This is a genomic window from Luteibacter sp. (genome assembly GCF_051958795.1).
GTDB lineage: Bacteria > Pseudomonadota > Gammaproteobacteria > Xanthomonadales > Rhodanobacteraceae > Luteibacter.
In genome coordinates, this window is the sequence record NZ_JBQCFT010000243.1 from 1 (window position 1) to 14565 (window position 14565).

At 66.4% G+C, this 14565-nt stretch carries 14 protein-coding genes; 4 read left to right on the plus strand and 10 right to left on the minus strand.

Features of this window, described 5'->3' with window-relative positions; genetic code table 11:
• Positions 1–417 precede the first annotated feature (417 nt).
• Complete coding sequence (locus tag ACTHLF_RS12090; protein WP_440327594.1) at positions 418–861, plus strand: DUF192 domain-containing protein; 444 nt, start codon at positions 418–420, stop codon at positions 859–861.
• Between the two features lie 2 nt (positions 862–863).
• Here the strand turns inward: ACTHLF_RS12090 and ACTHLF_RS12095 are convergent, their stop codons facing one another.
• Both ACTHLF_RS12095 and ACTHLF_RS12100 read right to left on the minus strand, forming a co-directional pair.
• Positions 864–1034: a hypothetical protein gene (locus ACTHLF_RS12095; RefSeq protein WP_440327595.1), complete on the minus strand. Its 171-nt coding sequence runs from the start codon at positions 1032–1034 to the stop codon at positions 864–866.
• Positions 1035–1221: 187 nt separating this feature from the next.
• Positions 1222–1413 (minus strand): rubredoxin, encoded by a 192-nt coding sequence (locus ACTHLF_RS12100; protein WP_440327596.1) that lies wholly within the window; start codon positions 1411–1413, stop codon positions 1222–1224.
• 92 nt (positions 1414–1505) lie between these two features.
• On the opposite strand from ACTHLF_RS12100, the gene thiE reads away from it, so the two are divergent.
• Both thiE and hemL read left to right on the plus strand, forming a co-directional pair.
• Entirely contained in the window at positions 1506–2156 is a 651-nt protein-coding gene (gene thiE, locus ACTHLF_RS12105) for a thiamine phosphate synthase (protein WP_440327597.1), read from the plus strand.
• Positions 2153–3436 (plus strand): glutamate-1-semialdehyde 2,1-aminomutase, encoded by a 1284-nt coding sequence (hemL, locus tag ACTHLF_RS12110; protein WP_440327598.1) that lies wholly within the window; start codon positions 2153–2155, stop codon positions 3434–3436. Before thiE ends, hemL begins: the two co-directional genes overlap by 4 nt.
• 133 nt (positions 3437–3569) lie before the next feature.
• On the opposite strand, the gene ACTHLF_RS12115 is transcribed toward hemL, so the two are convergent.
• The 6 genes from ACTHLF_RS12115 to ACTHLF_RS12140 all read right to left on the minus strand — a co-directional run bounded on the left by ACTHLF_RS12115 (position 3570) and on the right by ACTHLF_RS12140 (position 10204).
• Positions 3570–4820 (minus strand): acetylornithine/succinylornithine family transaminase, encoded by a 1251-nt coding sequence (locus ACTHLF_RS12115; protein ID WP_440327599.1) that lies wholly within the window; start codon positions 4818–4820, stop codon positions 3570–3572.
• A gap of 405 nt (positions 4821–5225) precedes the next feature.
• The gene (locus ACTHLF_RS12120) at positions 5226–6563 is read right to left on the minus strand and encodes a sigma-54 interaction domain-containing protein (RefSeq protein ID WP_440327600.1); all 1338 of its coding nucleotides are present in this window, start codon (positions 6561–6563) and stop codon (positions 5226–5228) included.
• 213 nt (positions 6564–6776) lie between these two features.
• Positions 6777–7592, minus strand: a complete 816-nt coding sequence (locus ACTHLF_RS12125; RefSeq protein ID WP_440327601.1) for an SDR family oxidoreductase — start codon at positions 7590–7592, stop codon at positions 6777–6779.
• Positions 7593–7603: 11 nt separating this feature from the next.
• Complete coding sequence (locus tag ACTHLF_RS12130) at positions 7604–8206, minus strand: LON peptidase substrate-binding domain-containing protein (protein ID WP_440327602.1); 603 nt, start codon at positions 8204–8206, stop codon at positions 7604–7606.
• Positions 8207–8216: 10 nt separating this feature from the next.
• On the minus strand, positions 8217–9575 hold the full coding sequence (gene mpl / locus ACTHLF_RS12135; protein ID WP_440327603.1) for a UDP-N-acetylmuramate:L-alanyl-gamma-D-glutamyl-meso-diaminopimelate ligase: 1359 nt from the start codon (positions 9573–9575) through the stop codon (positions 8217–8219).
• 47 nt (positions 9576–9622) lie between these two features.
• Complete coding sequence (locus tag ACTHLF_RS12140; RefSeq protein ID WP_440327604.1) at positions 9623–10204, minus strand: adenylate kinase; 582 nt, start codon at positions 10202–10204, stop codon at positions 9623–9625.
• A 202-nt stretch (positions 10205–10406) separates the two neighbouring features.
• On the opposite strand from ACTHLF_RS12140, the gene ACTHLF_RS12145 reads away from it, so the two are divergent.
• Complete coding sequence (locus ACTHLF_RS12145) at positions 10407–11675, plus strand: 6-phosphofructokinase (protein WP_440327605.1); 1269 nt, start codon at positions 10407–10409, stop codon at positions 11673–11675.
• Positions 11676–11789: 114 nt separating this feature from the next.
• On the opposite strand, the gene ACTHLF_RS12150 is transcribed toward ACTHLF_RS12145, so the two are convergent.
• Both ACTHLF_RS12150 and ACTHLF_RS12155 read right to left on the minus strand, forming a co-directional pair.
• Positions 11790–13205, minus strand: coding sequence for a UdgX family uracil-DNA binding protein (locus tag ACTHLF_RS12150; RefSeq protein WP_440327606.1), 1416 nt, complete (start codon positions 13203–13205; stop codon positions 11790–11792).
• A complete protein-coding gene (locus ACTHLF_RS12155) occupies positions 13205–14425 on the minus strand; it encodes a putative DNA modification/repair radical SAM protein (protein ID WP_440327607.1) in 1221 nt (406 codons plus the stop codon). The genes ACTHLF_RS12150 and ACTHLF_RS12155 overlap by 1 nt, the downstream gene beginning before the upstream one ends.
• Positions 14426–14565 lie beyond the last annotated feature (140 nt).

A 14565-nucleotide genomic window follows, 5' to 3' on the forward strand; every position in this document is an offset into this window, starting at 1 on the left:
CTTTCTGAAGTGTTTAACCCCAACTAGAGAAAAAACTCATTTCTGGCTTTCTTTCTAGTGGGACACTTGCATTTGGTTTGACATCGTCAACCCATCGCAAGGCGTCCACACAATTCACCTGCGCACACTGTCAAAGATCAATCACTTAGCGGGAACATTTCGTTTTCCGCTTCAGGACATTTCGTCCTGAGTGAGCCGCCCATTCTATATCGTTTTTCGTTTCCGTCAACTACTTCGTGAAACATTTTTTGAAGTGGTTGGTGAAGCGGAGAACTGTCGCGTGGGCTGCTTTGTTCGCGACCAGAAGGAAAGTATAGGGTCGGATGAGCGATCTGTGAAGGGGTTTTGCGACATTTTTTTGAAAAAATCTGGCGCGATAGACTCATCGCTCCCCCCACACTTATAAGGAGTAAATCGATGAAGACATGGATGCTCGCCGCGGTGCTTTTCGCGACGCCCTGGGCCACCTTCGCACAGACCGCATCGGTCACGCTGCACGGGAAGACCTTCTCCACCGAATTCGCGACCACCGACGCGCAGCGCGAGCACGGCCTGATGGCCCGCGATCACATGGATGCAGACCACAGCATGCTCTTCATCTTCGCCGACGATGCACCGCGCGCGTTCTGGATGAAGAACACGCTCATCCCGCTCGACATCCTCTACTTCGACAGCGCCCGCAAGCTCGTGGCCATGCAGCTCAATGCCCAGCCATGCAAGTCGGATCCCTGTGCCATCTACCCCAGCGGGAACCTGCCCGCCCGGTATGTGCTGGAGCTCAACGCCGGCACGGCGGCGCAGTTGCAGCTGAAGCAGGGCGACGAGCTGACGATCACCGGCACGCCCGCCGCCCCGCAATAAGGTCAGGCCGCTTCGGGCCAGCCGGCGAACAGGTCTTCGCCGTCGAAACGGCTGCCGCCGCGGGCAACCGCGGCATCGGGGCGGGGTAGCGGCGCGAGCACGGCCGCGGCCTGGCACGGCACCATGGCCGCCAGTTCGTCCCACTGGTCTTCAAAGGGAATGAATTGCTGCATGGCTGCTTCCTCCTCGAATCGGCCACGTTGCGGGGCCTTGGGATCATGGAAGCAGGGTTTTCTGCCGTCCGCGTGGCGGATTGGGGCGGAATGGTGGCGGGGGCGTGCCGTTGGGGAGGGGTTCGGCGGCCGGCCCCGGCCCTTGGGCCGGGGATCGCGCGCGAGCGCGCTCCCACAGGGGGAGCTCTTAGTCGAGTTCGACCATTTCGAAGTCGTCCTTGGTCACGCCGCAGTCGGGGCAGGTCCAGGTGTCGGGGATATCCTCCCAACGCGTGCCCGGCTCGATGCCTTCATCCGGCAGGCCCAGCGCTTCGTCGTAGATAAAGCCGCAGACGACGCACATCCATTTGCGCAGGGTGGTTTCGGTCTGGTTGCTCATAGCGTGTCGTACTGGTTCACTGGTAAGTCCCGCATTCTGTCATCCCCGGCGTGACCGCGATAGCGCGGGGCGCCCCTATGTGAAGGACACCCATGAGCACCCTCCTCCGATCCCGACTCCGCGGCAAGGGCGTGTACGCCATTACCGACGGCCCGCGCGATGACCTGTTCGCGGCTGTGGAGGCGGCCCTGGCCGGTGGTGCGCGCCTGCTCCAGTATCGCGACAAGACGACCGATACAGCGCGGCGCAGCCAGGAGGCCGCCGAGCTTGCGACGCTGTGCGCCCGCCACGACGTGGCGCTGATCATCAACGACGATGTGGCGCTGGCAAAGGCATGCGGCGCCGCGGGCGTGCATCTCGGCGTCCAGGACGTCTCGATCGCCGAGGCGCGCGCCATCCTGGGCCCCGACGCGATCATCGGTACCTCGTGCTATGGCTCGCTCGAGCGGGCGAAGCAGATGCGCGACGAGGGCGCGGATTACCTCGGCTTCGGCGCAATGTATCCCTCGACCACCAAGCCGCACGCGCCGGTCACCACCCACGACGTATTGACGCAGGCCAGCCAGCTTGGCCTCCCCGTCGTGGCTATCGGCGGCCTCACGCCCGACAATGCGCGTTCGGTGATCGCGGCGGGCGCGGATTTCATCGCGGTGGTGTCGGCGATCTTCGCCGCCCCCGATATCCAGGCCGCCACGCGCCGTTTCGCCGACCTTTTCGACGCACGCCCCGGAATCATTCAATGACCACGAACCACGACCTCTTCGACCGCGCCCGCCAGCTGATGCCCGGCGGCGTGAACTCGCCCGTGCGCGCCTTCAAATCGGTGGGCGGCGAGCCGTTCTTCACCGCGCGCGCCGATGGCCCGTACCTGTGGGACGTGGAAGGCAAGCGCTATATCGATTACGTCGGTTCCTGGGGCCCGATGATCGCCGGCCATAACCACCCCGCCGTGCGCGATGCCGTGGTCAAGGCCGCACAGGATGGCCTGAGCTTCGGCACGCCCTCCCCGGCCGAGGTCACCATGGCCGAGACCATCGTGAAGCTGATCCCGTCGGTGGATATGGTCCGCATGGTGAACTCGGGCACCGAGGCCACGATGTCGGCGATCCGCCTGGCCCGCGGTGCCACCGGCCGCAGCAAGATCGTGAAGTTCGAAGGCTGCTACCACGGCCACGGCGACAGCTTCCTGGTGAAGGCCGGTTCCGGTGCGCTCACCTTCGGCGTGCCGACCTCGCCGGGTGTGCCGAAGGCGGCGGCGGACCTCACGCTGACCCTGCCCTACAACGACATCAATGCGGCACAGGCGCTGTTCGCCGAGCACGGCGCCGATATCGCCGGCCTGATCATCGAGCCGGTCGCCGGCAACATGAACTGCATCCCGCCGAAGGAAGGCTACCTCGAGGCGCTGCGCGAACTGTGCACGGCGCACGGTGCGCTACTGATCTTCGACGAAGTGATGACCGGCTTCCGCGTGGCGCTCGGCGGCGCGCAGGCGCATTACGGCATCACGCCGGACCTGACCTGCTTCGGCAAGGTGATCGGTGGCGGCATGCCGGTAGGCGCGTACGGCGGTCGTCGCGACCTCATGGAACAGGTGGCGCCGGCTGGCCCGGTGTACCAGGCGGGCACGCTTTCCGGTAACCCGGTGGCGATGGCCGCGGGCCTTGCAATGCTCGAGCTGATCCAGGCGCCGGGGTTCTATGAAGACCTGGCGAAGCGCACGGTGAAGCTCACCGACGGCATCGCCGCGGCGGCGAAGAAGCACGGCATTCCTTTCAGCGTGACGCGTGTCGGCGCGATGTTCGGTCTGTTCTTCACCGGCGAAACGGTGGAGACGTACGCGCAGGCGACGGCGGCGGATGTCGCTTCGTTCAACCGCTTCTTCCACGGCATGCTGGAGCGTGGCGTGTACCTGGCACCGTCGGCGTTTGAAGCCGGGTTTGTGTCGAGTGCGCATAGCGATGCGATCATCGATGAGACGATTGCTACGGCTGATGCGGTGTTTGCATCGTTGAAGAACTAACGTAGGAGCCCACCCTGTGGGCGACGCCTTTCGCGGGGAAGCCGCAGGTGTTGGGGCGGTGTCGCGAAAGATGTCGCCCACAAGGTGGGCTCCTACGGATACCAAAACGCCCGGTTTTGCCGGGCGTTTTGCTTTAAGCCACCTTGGCTTCGCGGCTGGCGAATTCCGCCAGCGCCGCATGCAGGCGCTCCAGGCCTGCGTGGGTTTCTTCATCCGTGATATTGAGCGGTGGCACGATGCGCAGCACATCCGGGCCGGCCTGCAGGATGAGCAGGCCGTGGGCGGCGGCGATGTCGAGGATCTCGCCGGCGCGGCCCTTATACGTATCGTTGAGCACGGCGCCGATCATCAGGCCGCGGCCACGCAGCTCCGAGAACAGGTGCAGCTCGTGGTTGAGCTTCTCGAGGCCCTTGCGGATATCGTTCGACTGGCGCTCGACGTTGAGCAGCACTTCCGGCGAGGCGATCTTCTTCAGCGCCACGCGCGCGACGGCCGCTGCCATCGGGTTGCCACCGAAGGTCGTGCCATGCGCGCCGAACTGCATCACCTCGGAAACCTTCTTGCCGGCGAGCATCGCGCCGATCGGGAAACCCGCGCCCAGCGCCTTGGCCAGCGTGACGATATCCGGCGTGACATGGTCGTGCGTGTGCGCGAACAGCGTGCCGGTACGGCCCATGCCGCACTGGATTTCATCGAGCACCATGAGCGCGTCGTGCGCATCGCAGAGTTCGCGGATCTTCTTCAGGAACCCCGGCGCGGCCGGCGTGACACCCCCCTCGCCCTGCACCGGCTCGACCATGACGGCGGCAACGCCGCCCTTGGCGAATGCTTCTTCCAGCGCGGCTTCGTCATTGAAGGCCACATAGCGGAAACCACCGGGCAGCGGCTCGTAGCCTTCCTGGTATTTCGGCTGCGCGGTGGCGGTGACCGACGCGAGCGTGCGGCCGTGGAACGAGCCGAGGAAGGTGATGATGACGCGGTTCTCGGGTGCACGGCCCTGCGACGCGGCCCACTTGCGCACGAGCTTGATCGCGGCCTCGTTGGCCTCGGTGCCGGAGTTGCACAGGAACACGCGCTCGGCGAACGGTGCGTGTTCGATCAGCTCCTCGGCGAGGCGCAGCGGCGGCTCGGTCCAGAACACATTGCTTGCGTGCCACAGCTTGCCGGCCTGCGCGACCAGCGCCGCGACAAGGTCGGGCTCCTGGTGGCCCAGCGCGTTCACGGCAATGCCGGCACCGAAATCGAGATAGTCGCGGCCCTCGGTATCCCATACTCGCGCGCCCTTGCCGTGGTCGAGCACGACATCACGGGGGCGGTACACGGAAAGCCAATAGCGCTTGCCCAGGCCGATGAGATCGGAGGGTTCGACTGGATGCGACGACATGAAAACGACTCCCGGGCCCGGCCGCAGCGCCTGGCCCCAAACAGGAACGGATGGAATCGCACGGTACGTTCTGCGGTCCGACATCGATCCGATGCCCCGGCGGGAATGATGCGCCGTGGGATCCCCATCGTATAAGGCACGCGGCCTGCCGACAACGGCTGTTCCGTTGCTGAAACGGCCTGTTACAGAACGCTACAGCCGATGAACGCAGTGGAAATGCGCCGCAGGGGGAAATTCCTTGCGAATCAATGCCGGGGAAGAGTGGCATGCGGCTTGCTCCCCTTCCGGGGAGGCTCCGAGAAGCCGCGGTGTTCGCTCGCCCGACGACCCTGCCAAGCCGGACGACGAATGGGAACTCCCGGTCCCCCAGAGGGCCGGGAGTTTTCTTTTCCGCGGGAGGGGGCCCTAGCGCAACTGGTCGAGGGCGAGCTGGTGTTTCTTGCAGAGCCGATACACCGTGACGCGGGATACCCGGAGGCGGCGGGCGCACTCGCTGATGTTGAAGGCGCTCGCGCGCAGGCAATCCACGATCGCCTCGCGCTCGGCCGAGGTGCGCGCGCTGCCCAGGCTGTCGCGATCGAGGCCCGGCACGTCCGCGTTGAGCTCGAGGTCATCCGGCGTGATCAGCGCATCGTCGGCGATGACGGCCGCGCGCTGCACGCGGTTCATCAGTTCACGCACGTTGCCCGGCCAGGCGAAGGCGTTCATGGCCTTGCGCGCCGCCGTGCTGAAGGCGCGTGCGCGGGTGCCGTAGCTCTCGCGGAACGCGTCGAGGAAGTACTGCGCGAGCAGCTCGATATCGCCGTTGCGCTCGCGGAGCGGCGGCATGCGCAGGCGCAGCACGTTGAGCCGGTAGAACAGGTCTTCGCGGAAACGGCCCTGCGCCACGGCTTTTTCGAGATCGACGTGGGTGGCCGCGAGGACACGCACGTTCACCTTGATCGACTGGCAGCTGCCGATGCGCTCGATGGTGCCCTCCTGCAGGACGCGCAGCAGGTTGGTCTGGGCATCCAGCGGCAGGTCGCCGATTTCGTCGAGGAACACGGTGCCGCCATCGGCGGACTCGAAATGGCCGATACGCCGGCTGGTGGCCCCGGTGAACGATCCACGCTCGTGGCCGAACAGCTCCGACTGGACGAGGTTGGCCGGCAAGGCGCCGCAGTTGATGGCCGCGAACGGCCGGTCGCGCCGGCCGGAGAGCTGGTGCAGCGCCCGGGCCGCCATTTCCTTGCCGGTGCCGGTCTCCCCGGTGATCAGGAGCGGCAGCTCGACCGGGGCAAATTTACGAATGTTCTGAGAGAGGGCCCGGATGGCCGGGCTGTTCCCGGTCATCACGCTGGGCTGGTCGTCGTCGAGGACGGGGATGCCATCGGCGGGAACGCGCTGCAAGGCCTGGCGCAGCGCCTGCAACGAGGAGGCGCCATCGATCAGCTCGAAAGCCTGAGGCAGTACATGCTGGATGGAGGGATCGTTGGCGGGCGTGCGATGCCCGGTCAGCCCGATCCAGGCCAAGCCCGGGTGGCTGTCACGCAACTCCTGGAGGACGCGCACCGCCGCCTGCGCGCTGGCGCGCAGGTCGACCACGGCGATGGCCGTGTCCCCGCACTCCGGCAAGCTCGTATCCAGGCGGGCCGGATCGGCCACCAGCGTTCGCCAGCCGGCCCGGATCAGTCCGAAATGTTCTTCAACGCTCGGTCTACCTACCCAGACGACGCAACGCCCCGTCGATTCCCCGCGTGACATGCCTGCTCCTCAAACCGTTCAGTGGCCTGCGCCGGCTGTAGCGGGTTCACCCTTGGACCCGCCGCCGGCACCCCCTGCAGGCCGGCAAGCCCCACACCGCCCTTCTGTCATGTCATGCCAGGGGCGACGAACTGACGTTACCCCGGCATGCAAAAACCGGCCATACACCAAACGGGCTAGCTCACACAGCGGTTTGGGTGGCGTTTGCGCTTGCTAGAGAAACAAGTCCGGTAGTAGAGGCTGGCCCGGCGTGACGGCATAGTGATCGAAATTCGTCACACCTTCTTCACGCAGCAGCTCTTCATCGATGAAGAAGTGGCCGGTGTTGGCGCGGGCGGGTCGGGTAAGGATCGCGTGTGCCGCATCGGCCACGATCTGCGGGGTACGGCAGTTTTCGGCTTTTACGCCATCGATCATGGCGATGGCTGCCGTGGCGATGACGGTTTTCGGCCACAGGGCGTTCACCGCGATGCCCATGGGCGCGAACTCCGGGGCCATGCCCAGCACGCACTGGCTCATGCCGAACTTGGCGATGGTGTACGCCACGTGGGGCGCATACCAGTGCGGATCGATGCTCGGCGGCGGCGAGAGCATCAGCACGTGCGGGTTCTCCGCCTCCTTGAGGAACGGCAGGCAGGCCTGGGTGACGAGGAAGGTGCCGCGCGTGTTCACCTGGTGCATCAGGTCGAAGCGCTTCATCGGCGTATCTTCCGTGCCCGCCAGCCAGATTGCGCTGGCGTTGTTCACGACGATATCGATGCCGCCGAACCGCTCGGCTGCCGTCGCGGCGGCCATGCGCACTTCCGCTTCCTCGCGGATATCCACCTTCAGCGGCAGCGCCTTGCCACCCGCCGCCTCGATTTCCGCGGCCGCGGTGTGGATGGTGCCGGGCAGCTTCGGGTTAGCCACGCCACTCTTTGCGGCGATCACCACGTTGGCACCATCGCGCGCGGCGCGCAGGCCGATGGCGAGGCCGATGCCGCGCGAGGCACCGGTGATGAACAGGGTCTTCCCGGCGAGCGTTGTCATGGTGGCGAGGCTCAGGCGCGCTGGAAGCGCGGGAGGATGTCGCGGAGTTCGGCGAGGCGCTGGATCGGATCATCCAGCTCGAGCATGTGCTGGCACTCGTTCGGATCGAGCGGAAGCAGTTCGCACAGGCGGAAGCCGACCCAGCTGGCATCGTCGGCGCGGCCGGCGACATCCTGGCGCCATGGCGGTCCCATCTGCTCGGCGAGGCGTTCGAGGATGGTGGTGAGCAGGCCGAACTCCGCCGGTACCGGCACGCTGCTTTCCGGCTCCCACGGCGCGATGTCGCCGCGCACCTGGCCATCGGAGCGCACCCGGGTACGCGTGACGCGGAAGCGCTGGCCACCTTCGGCGACGATGCCGAGCAGGCCATCTTCGCGGGTGTGGAAATCGGTGATGGTCGCGAGCGTGCCGACCGCGGCCGGGATGGCCGGCTGGCCTGCTTCGCGTCCTTCCAGGATCAGGCACACGCCGAAGCCGCGACCGGTGCGCGCGCATTCGCGGACCAGGTCGATGTAGCGCGGCTCGAAGATGCGCAACTGGAGATGACCGCCCGGGAAAAGGACGTTCGCCAGGGGAAAGAGGGGGAGATCGAGCGCGGGCGTGGTCGCTGCCATGCCCGCCAGTCTAACCTGCGCGCAGCGCGTCGAAGAAGCGCCGCGGCGCACCTTCGAAGCCGCCGTTCGACATGAACACGACGTGGTCGCCCTCGCCCGCCTGCTCGGCGAGCGACCCGACCAGCGCATCGACCGTGGCCACCGCCGTGCCGCGACCCGCGAGCGCGCCGGTCACCTTGCCCGCATCCCAGGCCAGCTCGGGCCGGTGCAGGAACACGACGCCGTCGGCATCCTGCAGTGAGGGCGCCAGCGCGTCGGCGTGCGCGCCCAGGCGCATGCTGTTCGATCGCGGTTCCAGCGCCACGAAGATGCGTGCCTTGCCGACCTTCGCGCGCAAGCCCGCCAGCGTGGTGGCGATGGCGGTCGGGTGGTGGGCGAAATCGTCGTAAACGGTGACGCCACGCGCCTCGCCGATCACTTCCATGCGCCGGCGCGCACTGGCGAAGCTGCCGAAGGCAGGCAGCAGGGCGACCGGATCGGCACCGGCAGCCGTCGCCGCCGCGAGTGCGCCCAGCGCGTTCATCACGTTGTGCCGCCCGAGCGAGTTCCAGCGCACCTCGCCGAGCGGCTGGCCCTGGCGGATGACGCGGAAGTGCGAACCATCGGCGGCGATGAGCTCGGCACGCCAGTCGCCCGCATCGATGCCGAAGGTTTCCACCGGCGTCCACGCACCCATTGCCAGCACTTCGGCGAGGTAGGCGTCCTCGGCGTTGACGATGAGCCGGCCGTTGCCGGGCACCGTGCGCACCAGGTGGTGGAACTGGCGCTGGATCGCGGCCACGTCGGGGAAGATATCCGCGTGGTCGTATTCCAGGTTGTTGAGGATGGCGATGCGCGGGCGGTAATGGACGAACTTGGAGCGTTTGTCGAAGAACGCCGAGTCGTACTCGTCCGCCTCGATCACGAACGGCTTGCCGCTGCCGCGCCGCGCGGAGACATCGAAATTGCCGGGCACGCCGCCGATCAGGAAGCCCGGATCCATGCCGGCCTGGTCGAGCAGGTGCGCGAGCAGGCTGGTGGTGGTGGTCTTTCCGTGCGTGCCGGCCACGGCCAGCACGTCGCGGCCACCAAGCAGCGTCTCGCCGAGCCACTGCGGGCCAGAGATGTAGCGCATGCCTTCGTCGAGCATGTACTCCACCGCCGGGTTGCCACGGCTCATGGCATTGCCGACCACGACGAGGTCAGGCGCGGGCTTCAGGTGGTCAGCCGTGTAGCCCTGCATCAGTTCGATGCCGAGCGCTTCGAGCTGCGTGCTCATCGGCGGGTAGACGTTGGCGTCGGAGCCTTCGACCTGCAGGCCGAGTTCACGGCCGAGGGCGGCCACGCCGCCCATGAAGGTGCCACCGATGCCGAGGATATGGACGCGCATGCTCACGGACTCGCGGCCGGCGCACGGGGCGCCGGCCTCTAAGGGGATCAGGCGCTGGCGGCGCTGGCGTTGTTCAGGGCGGCCTTGATGCGCGCCGTGACCTCATCGAGATCGCCGACGCCGTCGACGATCTTGAGCTTGCCGCGCTTCTCGTAGAACGACGCGACCGGGGCGGTCTGGTCGGCGTAGATGCCGAGGCGCTTCTTCACCGTTTCCGGCTCGTCATCCGGACGGTGCTCGGCTTTGAAACGCACTTCGCAACGGCCGACGATGGCGTCGAACGGCACTTCGAGCTTGATCACCACATCGAGCGGCTGGCCGATCTTCGCCAGCACGCCATCCAGCGCATCGGCCTGGGCCAGGTTGCGCGGGTAGCCATCGAGGATGAAGCCCGGCTTGGCATCGGCCTGGGCCAGGCGGTGCTCGATGATGCCGAGCATGATGTCGTCCGGCAGCAGCTGGCCGGCGTCCATCAGGGCCTTGGCCTTCAGGCCGAGTTCGGTCCCTTCCTTGATCTCGCCACGGAGCAGGTCGCCCGTCGAGATATGGGGAATGCCGAAATCCTGCTTGAGGCGGGCCGCCTGGGTGCCCTTGCCCGAACCGGGTGCGCCGAAAAGCACGAATCGCATTGATGCTCCAAATTACCGGGCTGGCAGGGCTAACCCCGCCGCCGGGCACAATAAAATGGGTCCCAAGGTAACGGGAGGGGCGCCACCCCGTCAAACGGCTGTTACATCGGCGTGGCAGTGCGCCGCAGGGGCCGCCTTCAAGCCACGGCCACGCCGGACGGGTTACGCTCGGGCCCTCGACCGCCCAAGAAGGAACCGCAGCATGGCCGCCGGTAAGCTCCTCTACGCCCAGTCGGGCGGTGTTTCCGCCGTCATCAACGCCACCGCCGCGGGGGTCATCGAGACCGCCCGTGACAAGGGGATCCCGGTGTACGCGGCCCGCAACGGCATCCTCGGCGCCCTGCGCGAGGAGCTGATCGATACGACGAAGGAAGCCAAGGCGAACATCGCCGGCCTGAAGCACACCCCGGGCGGCGCCTTCGGCTCCTGCCGCTACAAGCTGAAGTCGCTCGAGGAGAACCGCGCCGAGTACGAGCGGCTGATCCAGGTGTTCAAGGCCCACGACATCCGCACCTTCCTCTACAACGGCGGCAACGACTCGGCCGATACGGCGAACAAGGTCTCGAAGATCGGCCAGGCGCTGGGCTACGAGGTGAACTGCATCGGCGTGCCCAAGACGATCGACAACGACCTGGTCGTGACCGACAACTGCCCGGGCTTCGGTTCGGTGGCGAAGTACACCGCCATCGCCGTGCGCGAGGCGAGCCTCGATGTCGCCTCCATGATGGATACCTCGACCAAGGTGTTCATCATCGAGGTGATGGGCCGCCACGCGGGCTGGATCGCCGCGGCCGCCGGCCTCGCGGGGAACAAGGCGGGCGATCCGCCACACATCATCCTGTTCCCGGAGAACGTGTTCGACCCGGCGGGGTTCCTGGCGAAGGTGAAAGCGACCGTGGAAAAGGTGGGTTACTGCACCGTGGTCGTGTCCGAAGGCGTGAAGGGTTCCGACGGCAAGTTCCTCGCCGAATCGGCGGAGACCGGTGCGCGCGATGCATTTGGCCATGCCCAGCTGGGCGGTGCCGCGCCGGTGCTCGCTTCGCTGGTGAAAGAGAAGCTGGGCTACAAGTACCACTGGGCGCTACCGGATTACCTGCAGCGCTCCGCGCGGCACATCGCATCGAAGGTAGACGTCGAGCAGGCGTACGCGGTGGGCAAGAAGGCCGTGGAATACGCGGCCGACGGGCTCAACGCCGTGATGCCGGTAATCGTGCGCACCTCGGAAGAGCCGTACAAGTGGAAGATCGAGGCGGCGCCGCTCGACAAGATCGCGAACCAGGAAAAGAAGATGCCGAAGAACTTTATCTCGAAAGATGGGTTCGGCATCACCGCCGCGGCGCGGCGTTACCTCGCGCCGCTGATCCTGGGCGAGGCACCGCCGCCGTATGGCGAGGATGGGCTGCCGCTGTATGTGACGCTGAAGAACACGTCGGTACCGAAGAAGCTGAAAAAATTCGTGCCTGCGAAATAACGGTCGCGCGCCTCCCCGCTGTCGTAGGAGCCCACCCTGTGGGCGACGCCCTTCGCCGAAACGCAACCGGCCCTGCGGCGGCATCGCGAAAGATGTCGCCCACAGGGTGGGCTCCTACGGCGAAGCGAGCATTTCGTGGATCAGGGACAGGTCGCGGACGAATTGCGCATACGCCGCGTCGCGGTCTTCGTGCGCGGGCAGGCGAAGCAGGTATGAAGGGTGCACCGTCGCCATCGCCCTGCGGCCATCCGCCAGCGTGAGCCATTGGCCGCGCTGCTCCATGAGCCGGAACGAAGACCCGAACACCGCCTGTGCGGCCATTGCGCCGAGGCAGACCAGCGCATCCGGCTGGATCCGGTCGATCTCCGCGGCCAGCCAGGGCCGGCAGGCGGCCTGCTCCTCCGCATTAGCCCGCTGGTGCAGCCGCCGCTTGCCGCGCGGTTCGAACTTGAAGTGCTTCACCGTGTTGGTGACATACAGCGCATCGCGCGGCACGCCGGCTTCGCCCAGCGCCTGATCGAACAGTTTCCCCGCCGGCCCCACGAACGGCTTGCCGGCGAGATCTTCCTGGTCGCCGGGCTGCTCGCCGATCACCACGATGCGCGCATCCGCCGGGCCTTCGCCGAACACGGTCTGCGTCGCCGGCTTCCACAGGTCGCACGCACGGCACTCCCGCGCCTCGCGGCGCAGCGCGGTGAGACTGCCCTCGGGCGCCGCCTCGATCGCCTTCTGCAACGGCGTGACCTTCTTGCGCGGCACCGTGGCCTCCTTCGCAACCATCGCCTGCATCCGTGGCAACGCATCGCGCACGAGTTCGGGGATGAGCGAAGCCTCTGGCAGGTTCTTCCAGTACTTCACCGGCATCTCGCGCTTCATCGCGTCGACCTTGAGCCGGGCGGGGTTGAAGATGCTGCTGTAGTAGGTACGCCAGAGGTCTTCCAGCGCATCGCCCGATGGCGCATCGGCACGGCTCGCGCCCGGCCCGAACGCGAGCTTCTCCCCGTCCCAGTGAGCCGTACGCGACGGGGTGAGCAAGGACCAGCGCATGCCGGTGAAGCGACGAACGAAGAACGGTGCCACGCGGGTCACGATGTCGTGGTCGGGCTCGAACCATGCGACGTACACCGTGCCATCGTCGACCGTCACTTCGCGGAAGCGCACGAAGGCCTTCATCTTATGCATGTCGCGGTTCACCTGCTTCACGCAGGCATGCGCCCAGGCCACGTCATCGTCGGTGGCGATCGCCAGCAGGCCTTTCTCACCGTGGGTCAGCCGCCACAGCATCCGGTACAACACGGCGTGGCGGCGCGGGTCTGAGTGCGCCAGCACGGTGTTGGCCAGGTTGAGGAAATCACGTGGCACGGCGGGTGCGGCACCTTCGCGCGGCGGCGGGATCGGATCATCGCCGCCGAACAGGCCACCACCACCCCACTCCACCGTATCGGGCGCCACGCCTGCGAGCAGCAGCGCCCGCGCCTTGCCGCGCCACTCCCCCAGGTCGGACGCGTCGTCCAGCGAAACGCGGAGCATCAGCCGAACAGATCGGGCTGCGTGGGCATCGGCTCGCGCAGGTCGCGGTGCAGCGCGATGCTCTCGTGGTCGCCGCGCGGACGGTGGTCGACCGTTTCGACGAACGGCGCCACCTTCTTCACGGGCACACGCAGGCGGATGAGGTCGTCGTAGCGGATGCGGCGGTGGCCGCGCATCGCGATCATCTTGTCGACGGTTTTCACGCCAAGACCCGGCACGCGCAACAGCATGTCGCGCGAGGCCCTGTTCACGTCCACCGGGAACTGCTCGCGGTGGCGCAGTGCCCACGCGAGCTTCGGGTCGACTTCGAGCGAGAGCATGCCGTCGTCGCCCGGCGGTGCGATTTCATCGGCACCGAACCCGTAGAAGCGCATCAGCCAGTCGGCCTGGTACAAACGATGCTCGCGCACCAGCGGCGGCGGCTTCAGCGGCAGGATCTTAGAAGCGTCGGGGATGGGGCTGAACGCCGAGTAGTAGACCCGGCGCAGGCGGTAGTTCGTATAAAGGTTGGTGCTGGCGGTCAGGACATCGCGATCGCTCGCCGCATCGGCGCCGACGATCATCTGCGTGCTCTGACCGGCCGGGGCGAACTTTGGCGCCTTCTTTTCGGCCTTCGCCTCGTCGATCGACAGGCGCAACCGGCCCATCGCGCTGCGGATGTCGCCGAGGTGTTTCTCCGGCGCCAGCGTTTTCAAACCACCTTCGGTCGGCATCTCCACATTGATGCTGAGGCGATCCGCCCAGCGGCCCGCAGCGTCGATCAGCTCGGGCGATGCGTCGGGGATGGTCTTCAGGTGGATGTAGCCGCCGAACTTGTGATCCACGCGAAGCGAACGCGCGACGCGGACCAGTTGTTCCATCGTGTAGTCGGGCGACTGGATGATCCCCGAGGAGAGGAACAGCCCTTCGATATAGTTGCGGCGGTAGAATTCGAGCGTGAGGTTCACCACTTCTTCCGCCGTGAAGCGGGCGCGGGGCACGTTGCTGCTGCGGCGGTTCACGCAGTACGCGCAGTCGTACACGCAGAAGTTGGTGAGCAGGATCTTCAGCAGGGAAATGCAGCGCCCATCCGGCGCGTACGCATGGCAGATCCCCATGCCCTCGGTGGACCCGATCCCACCGGTGCCCAGCGAGTTACGACCCTTCCCACCACTCGACGAGCACGAGGCATCGTACTTGGCGGCATCGGCCAGGATGGCGAGTTTCTCGGAGATCTTCATGGGGAACCCTATGGTGCCTTTTTCGGCCCTGGGCCGCGTGAAGACCGCTGCGTCGGTAGGAGCCCACCCTGTGGGCGACATCTTTCGCAGAAGAGCCACCGGTCCTGTAGCGCCATCGCGAAAGGCGTCGCCCACAGGGT

Excerpts from the sequence above, each read along its gene's own strand:
- thiE (WP_440327597.1), top strand. The coding sequence starts at position 1,506 with ATGAGCACCCTCCTCCGATCCCGACTCCGCGGCAAGGGCGTGTACGCC.
- ACTHLF_RS12115 (WP_440327599.1), bottom strand. The coding sequence starts at position 4,820 with ATGTCGTCGCATCCAGTCGAACCCTCCGATCTCATCGGCCTGGGCAAG.
- mpl (WP_440327603.1), bottom strand. The coding sequence starts at position 9,575 with ATGCGCGTCCATATCCTCGGCATCGGTGGCACCTTCATGGGCGGCGTG.
- ACTHLF_RS12155 (WP_440327607.1), bottom strand. The coding sequence starts at position 14,425 with ATGAAGATCTCCGAGAAACTCGCCATCCTGGCCGATGCCGCCAAGTAC.
- ACTHLF_RS12100 (WP_440327596.1), bottom strand. The coding sequence starts at position 1,413 with ATGAGCAACCAGACCGAAACCACCCTGCGCAAATGGATGTGCGTCGTC.
- ACTHLF_RS12095 (WP_440327595.1), bottom strand. The coding sequence starts at position 1,034 with ATGCAGCAATTCATTCCCTTTGAAGACCAGTGGGACGAACTGGCGGCC.
- ACTHLF_RS12150 (WP_440327606.1), bottom strand. The coding sequence starts at position 13,205 with ATGCTCCGCGTTTCGCTGGACGACGCGTCCGACCTGGGGGAGTGGCGC.
- ACTHLF_RS12130 (WP_440327602.1), bottom strand. The coding sequence starts at position 8,206 with ATGGCAGCGACCACGCCCGCGCTCGATCTCCCCCTCTTTCCCCTGGCG.
- ACTHLF_RS12090 (WP_440327594.1), top strand. The coding sequence starts at position 418 with ATGAAGACATGGATGCTCGCCGCGGTGCTTTTCGCGACGCCCTGGGCC.
- hemL (WP_440327598.1), top strand. The coding sequence starts at position 2,153 with ATGACCACGAACCACGACCTCTTCGACCGCGCCCGCCAGCTGATGCCC.
- ACTHLF_RS12125 (WP_440327601.1), bottom strand. The coding sequence starts at position 7,592 with ATGACAACGCTCGCCGGGAAGACCCTGTTCATCACCGGTGCCTCGCGC.
- ACTHLF_RS12140 (WP_440327604.1), bottom strand. The coding sequence starts at position 10,204 with ATGCGATTCGTGCTTTTCGGCGCACCCGGTTCGGGCAAGGGCACCCAG.
- ACTHLF_RS12120 (WP_440327600.1), bottom strand. The coding sequence starts at position 6,563 with ATGTCACGCGGGGAATCGACGGGGCGTTGCGTCGTCTGGGTAGGTAGA.
- ACTHLF_RS12145 (WP_440327605.1), top strand. The coding sequence starts at position 10,407 with ATGGCCGCCGGTAAGCTCCTCTACGCCCAGTCGGGCGGTGTTTCCGCC.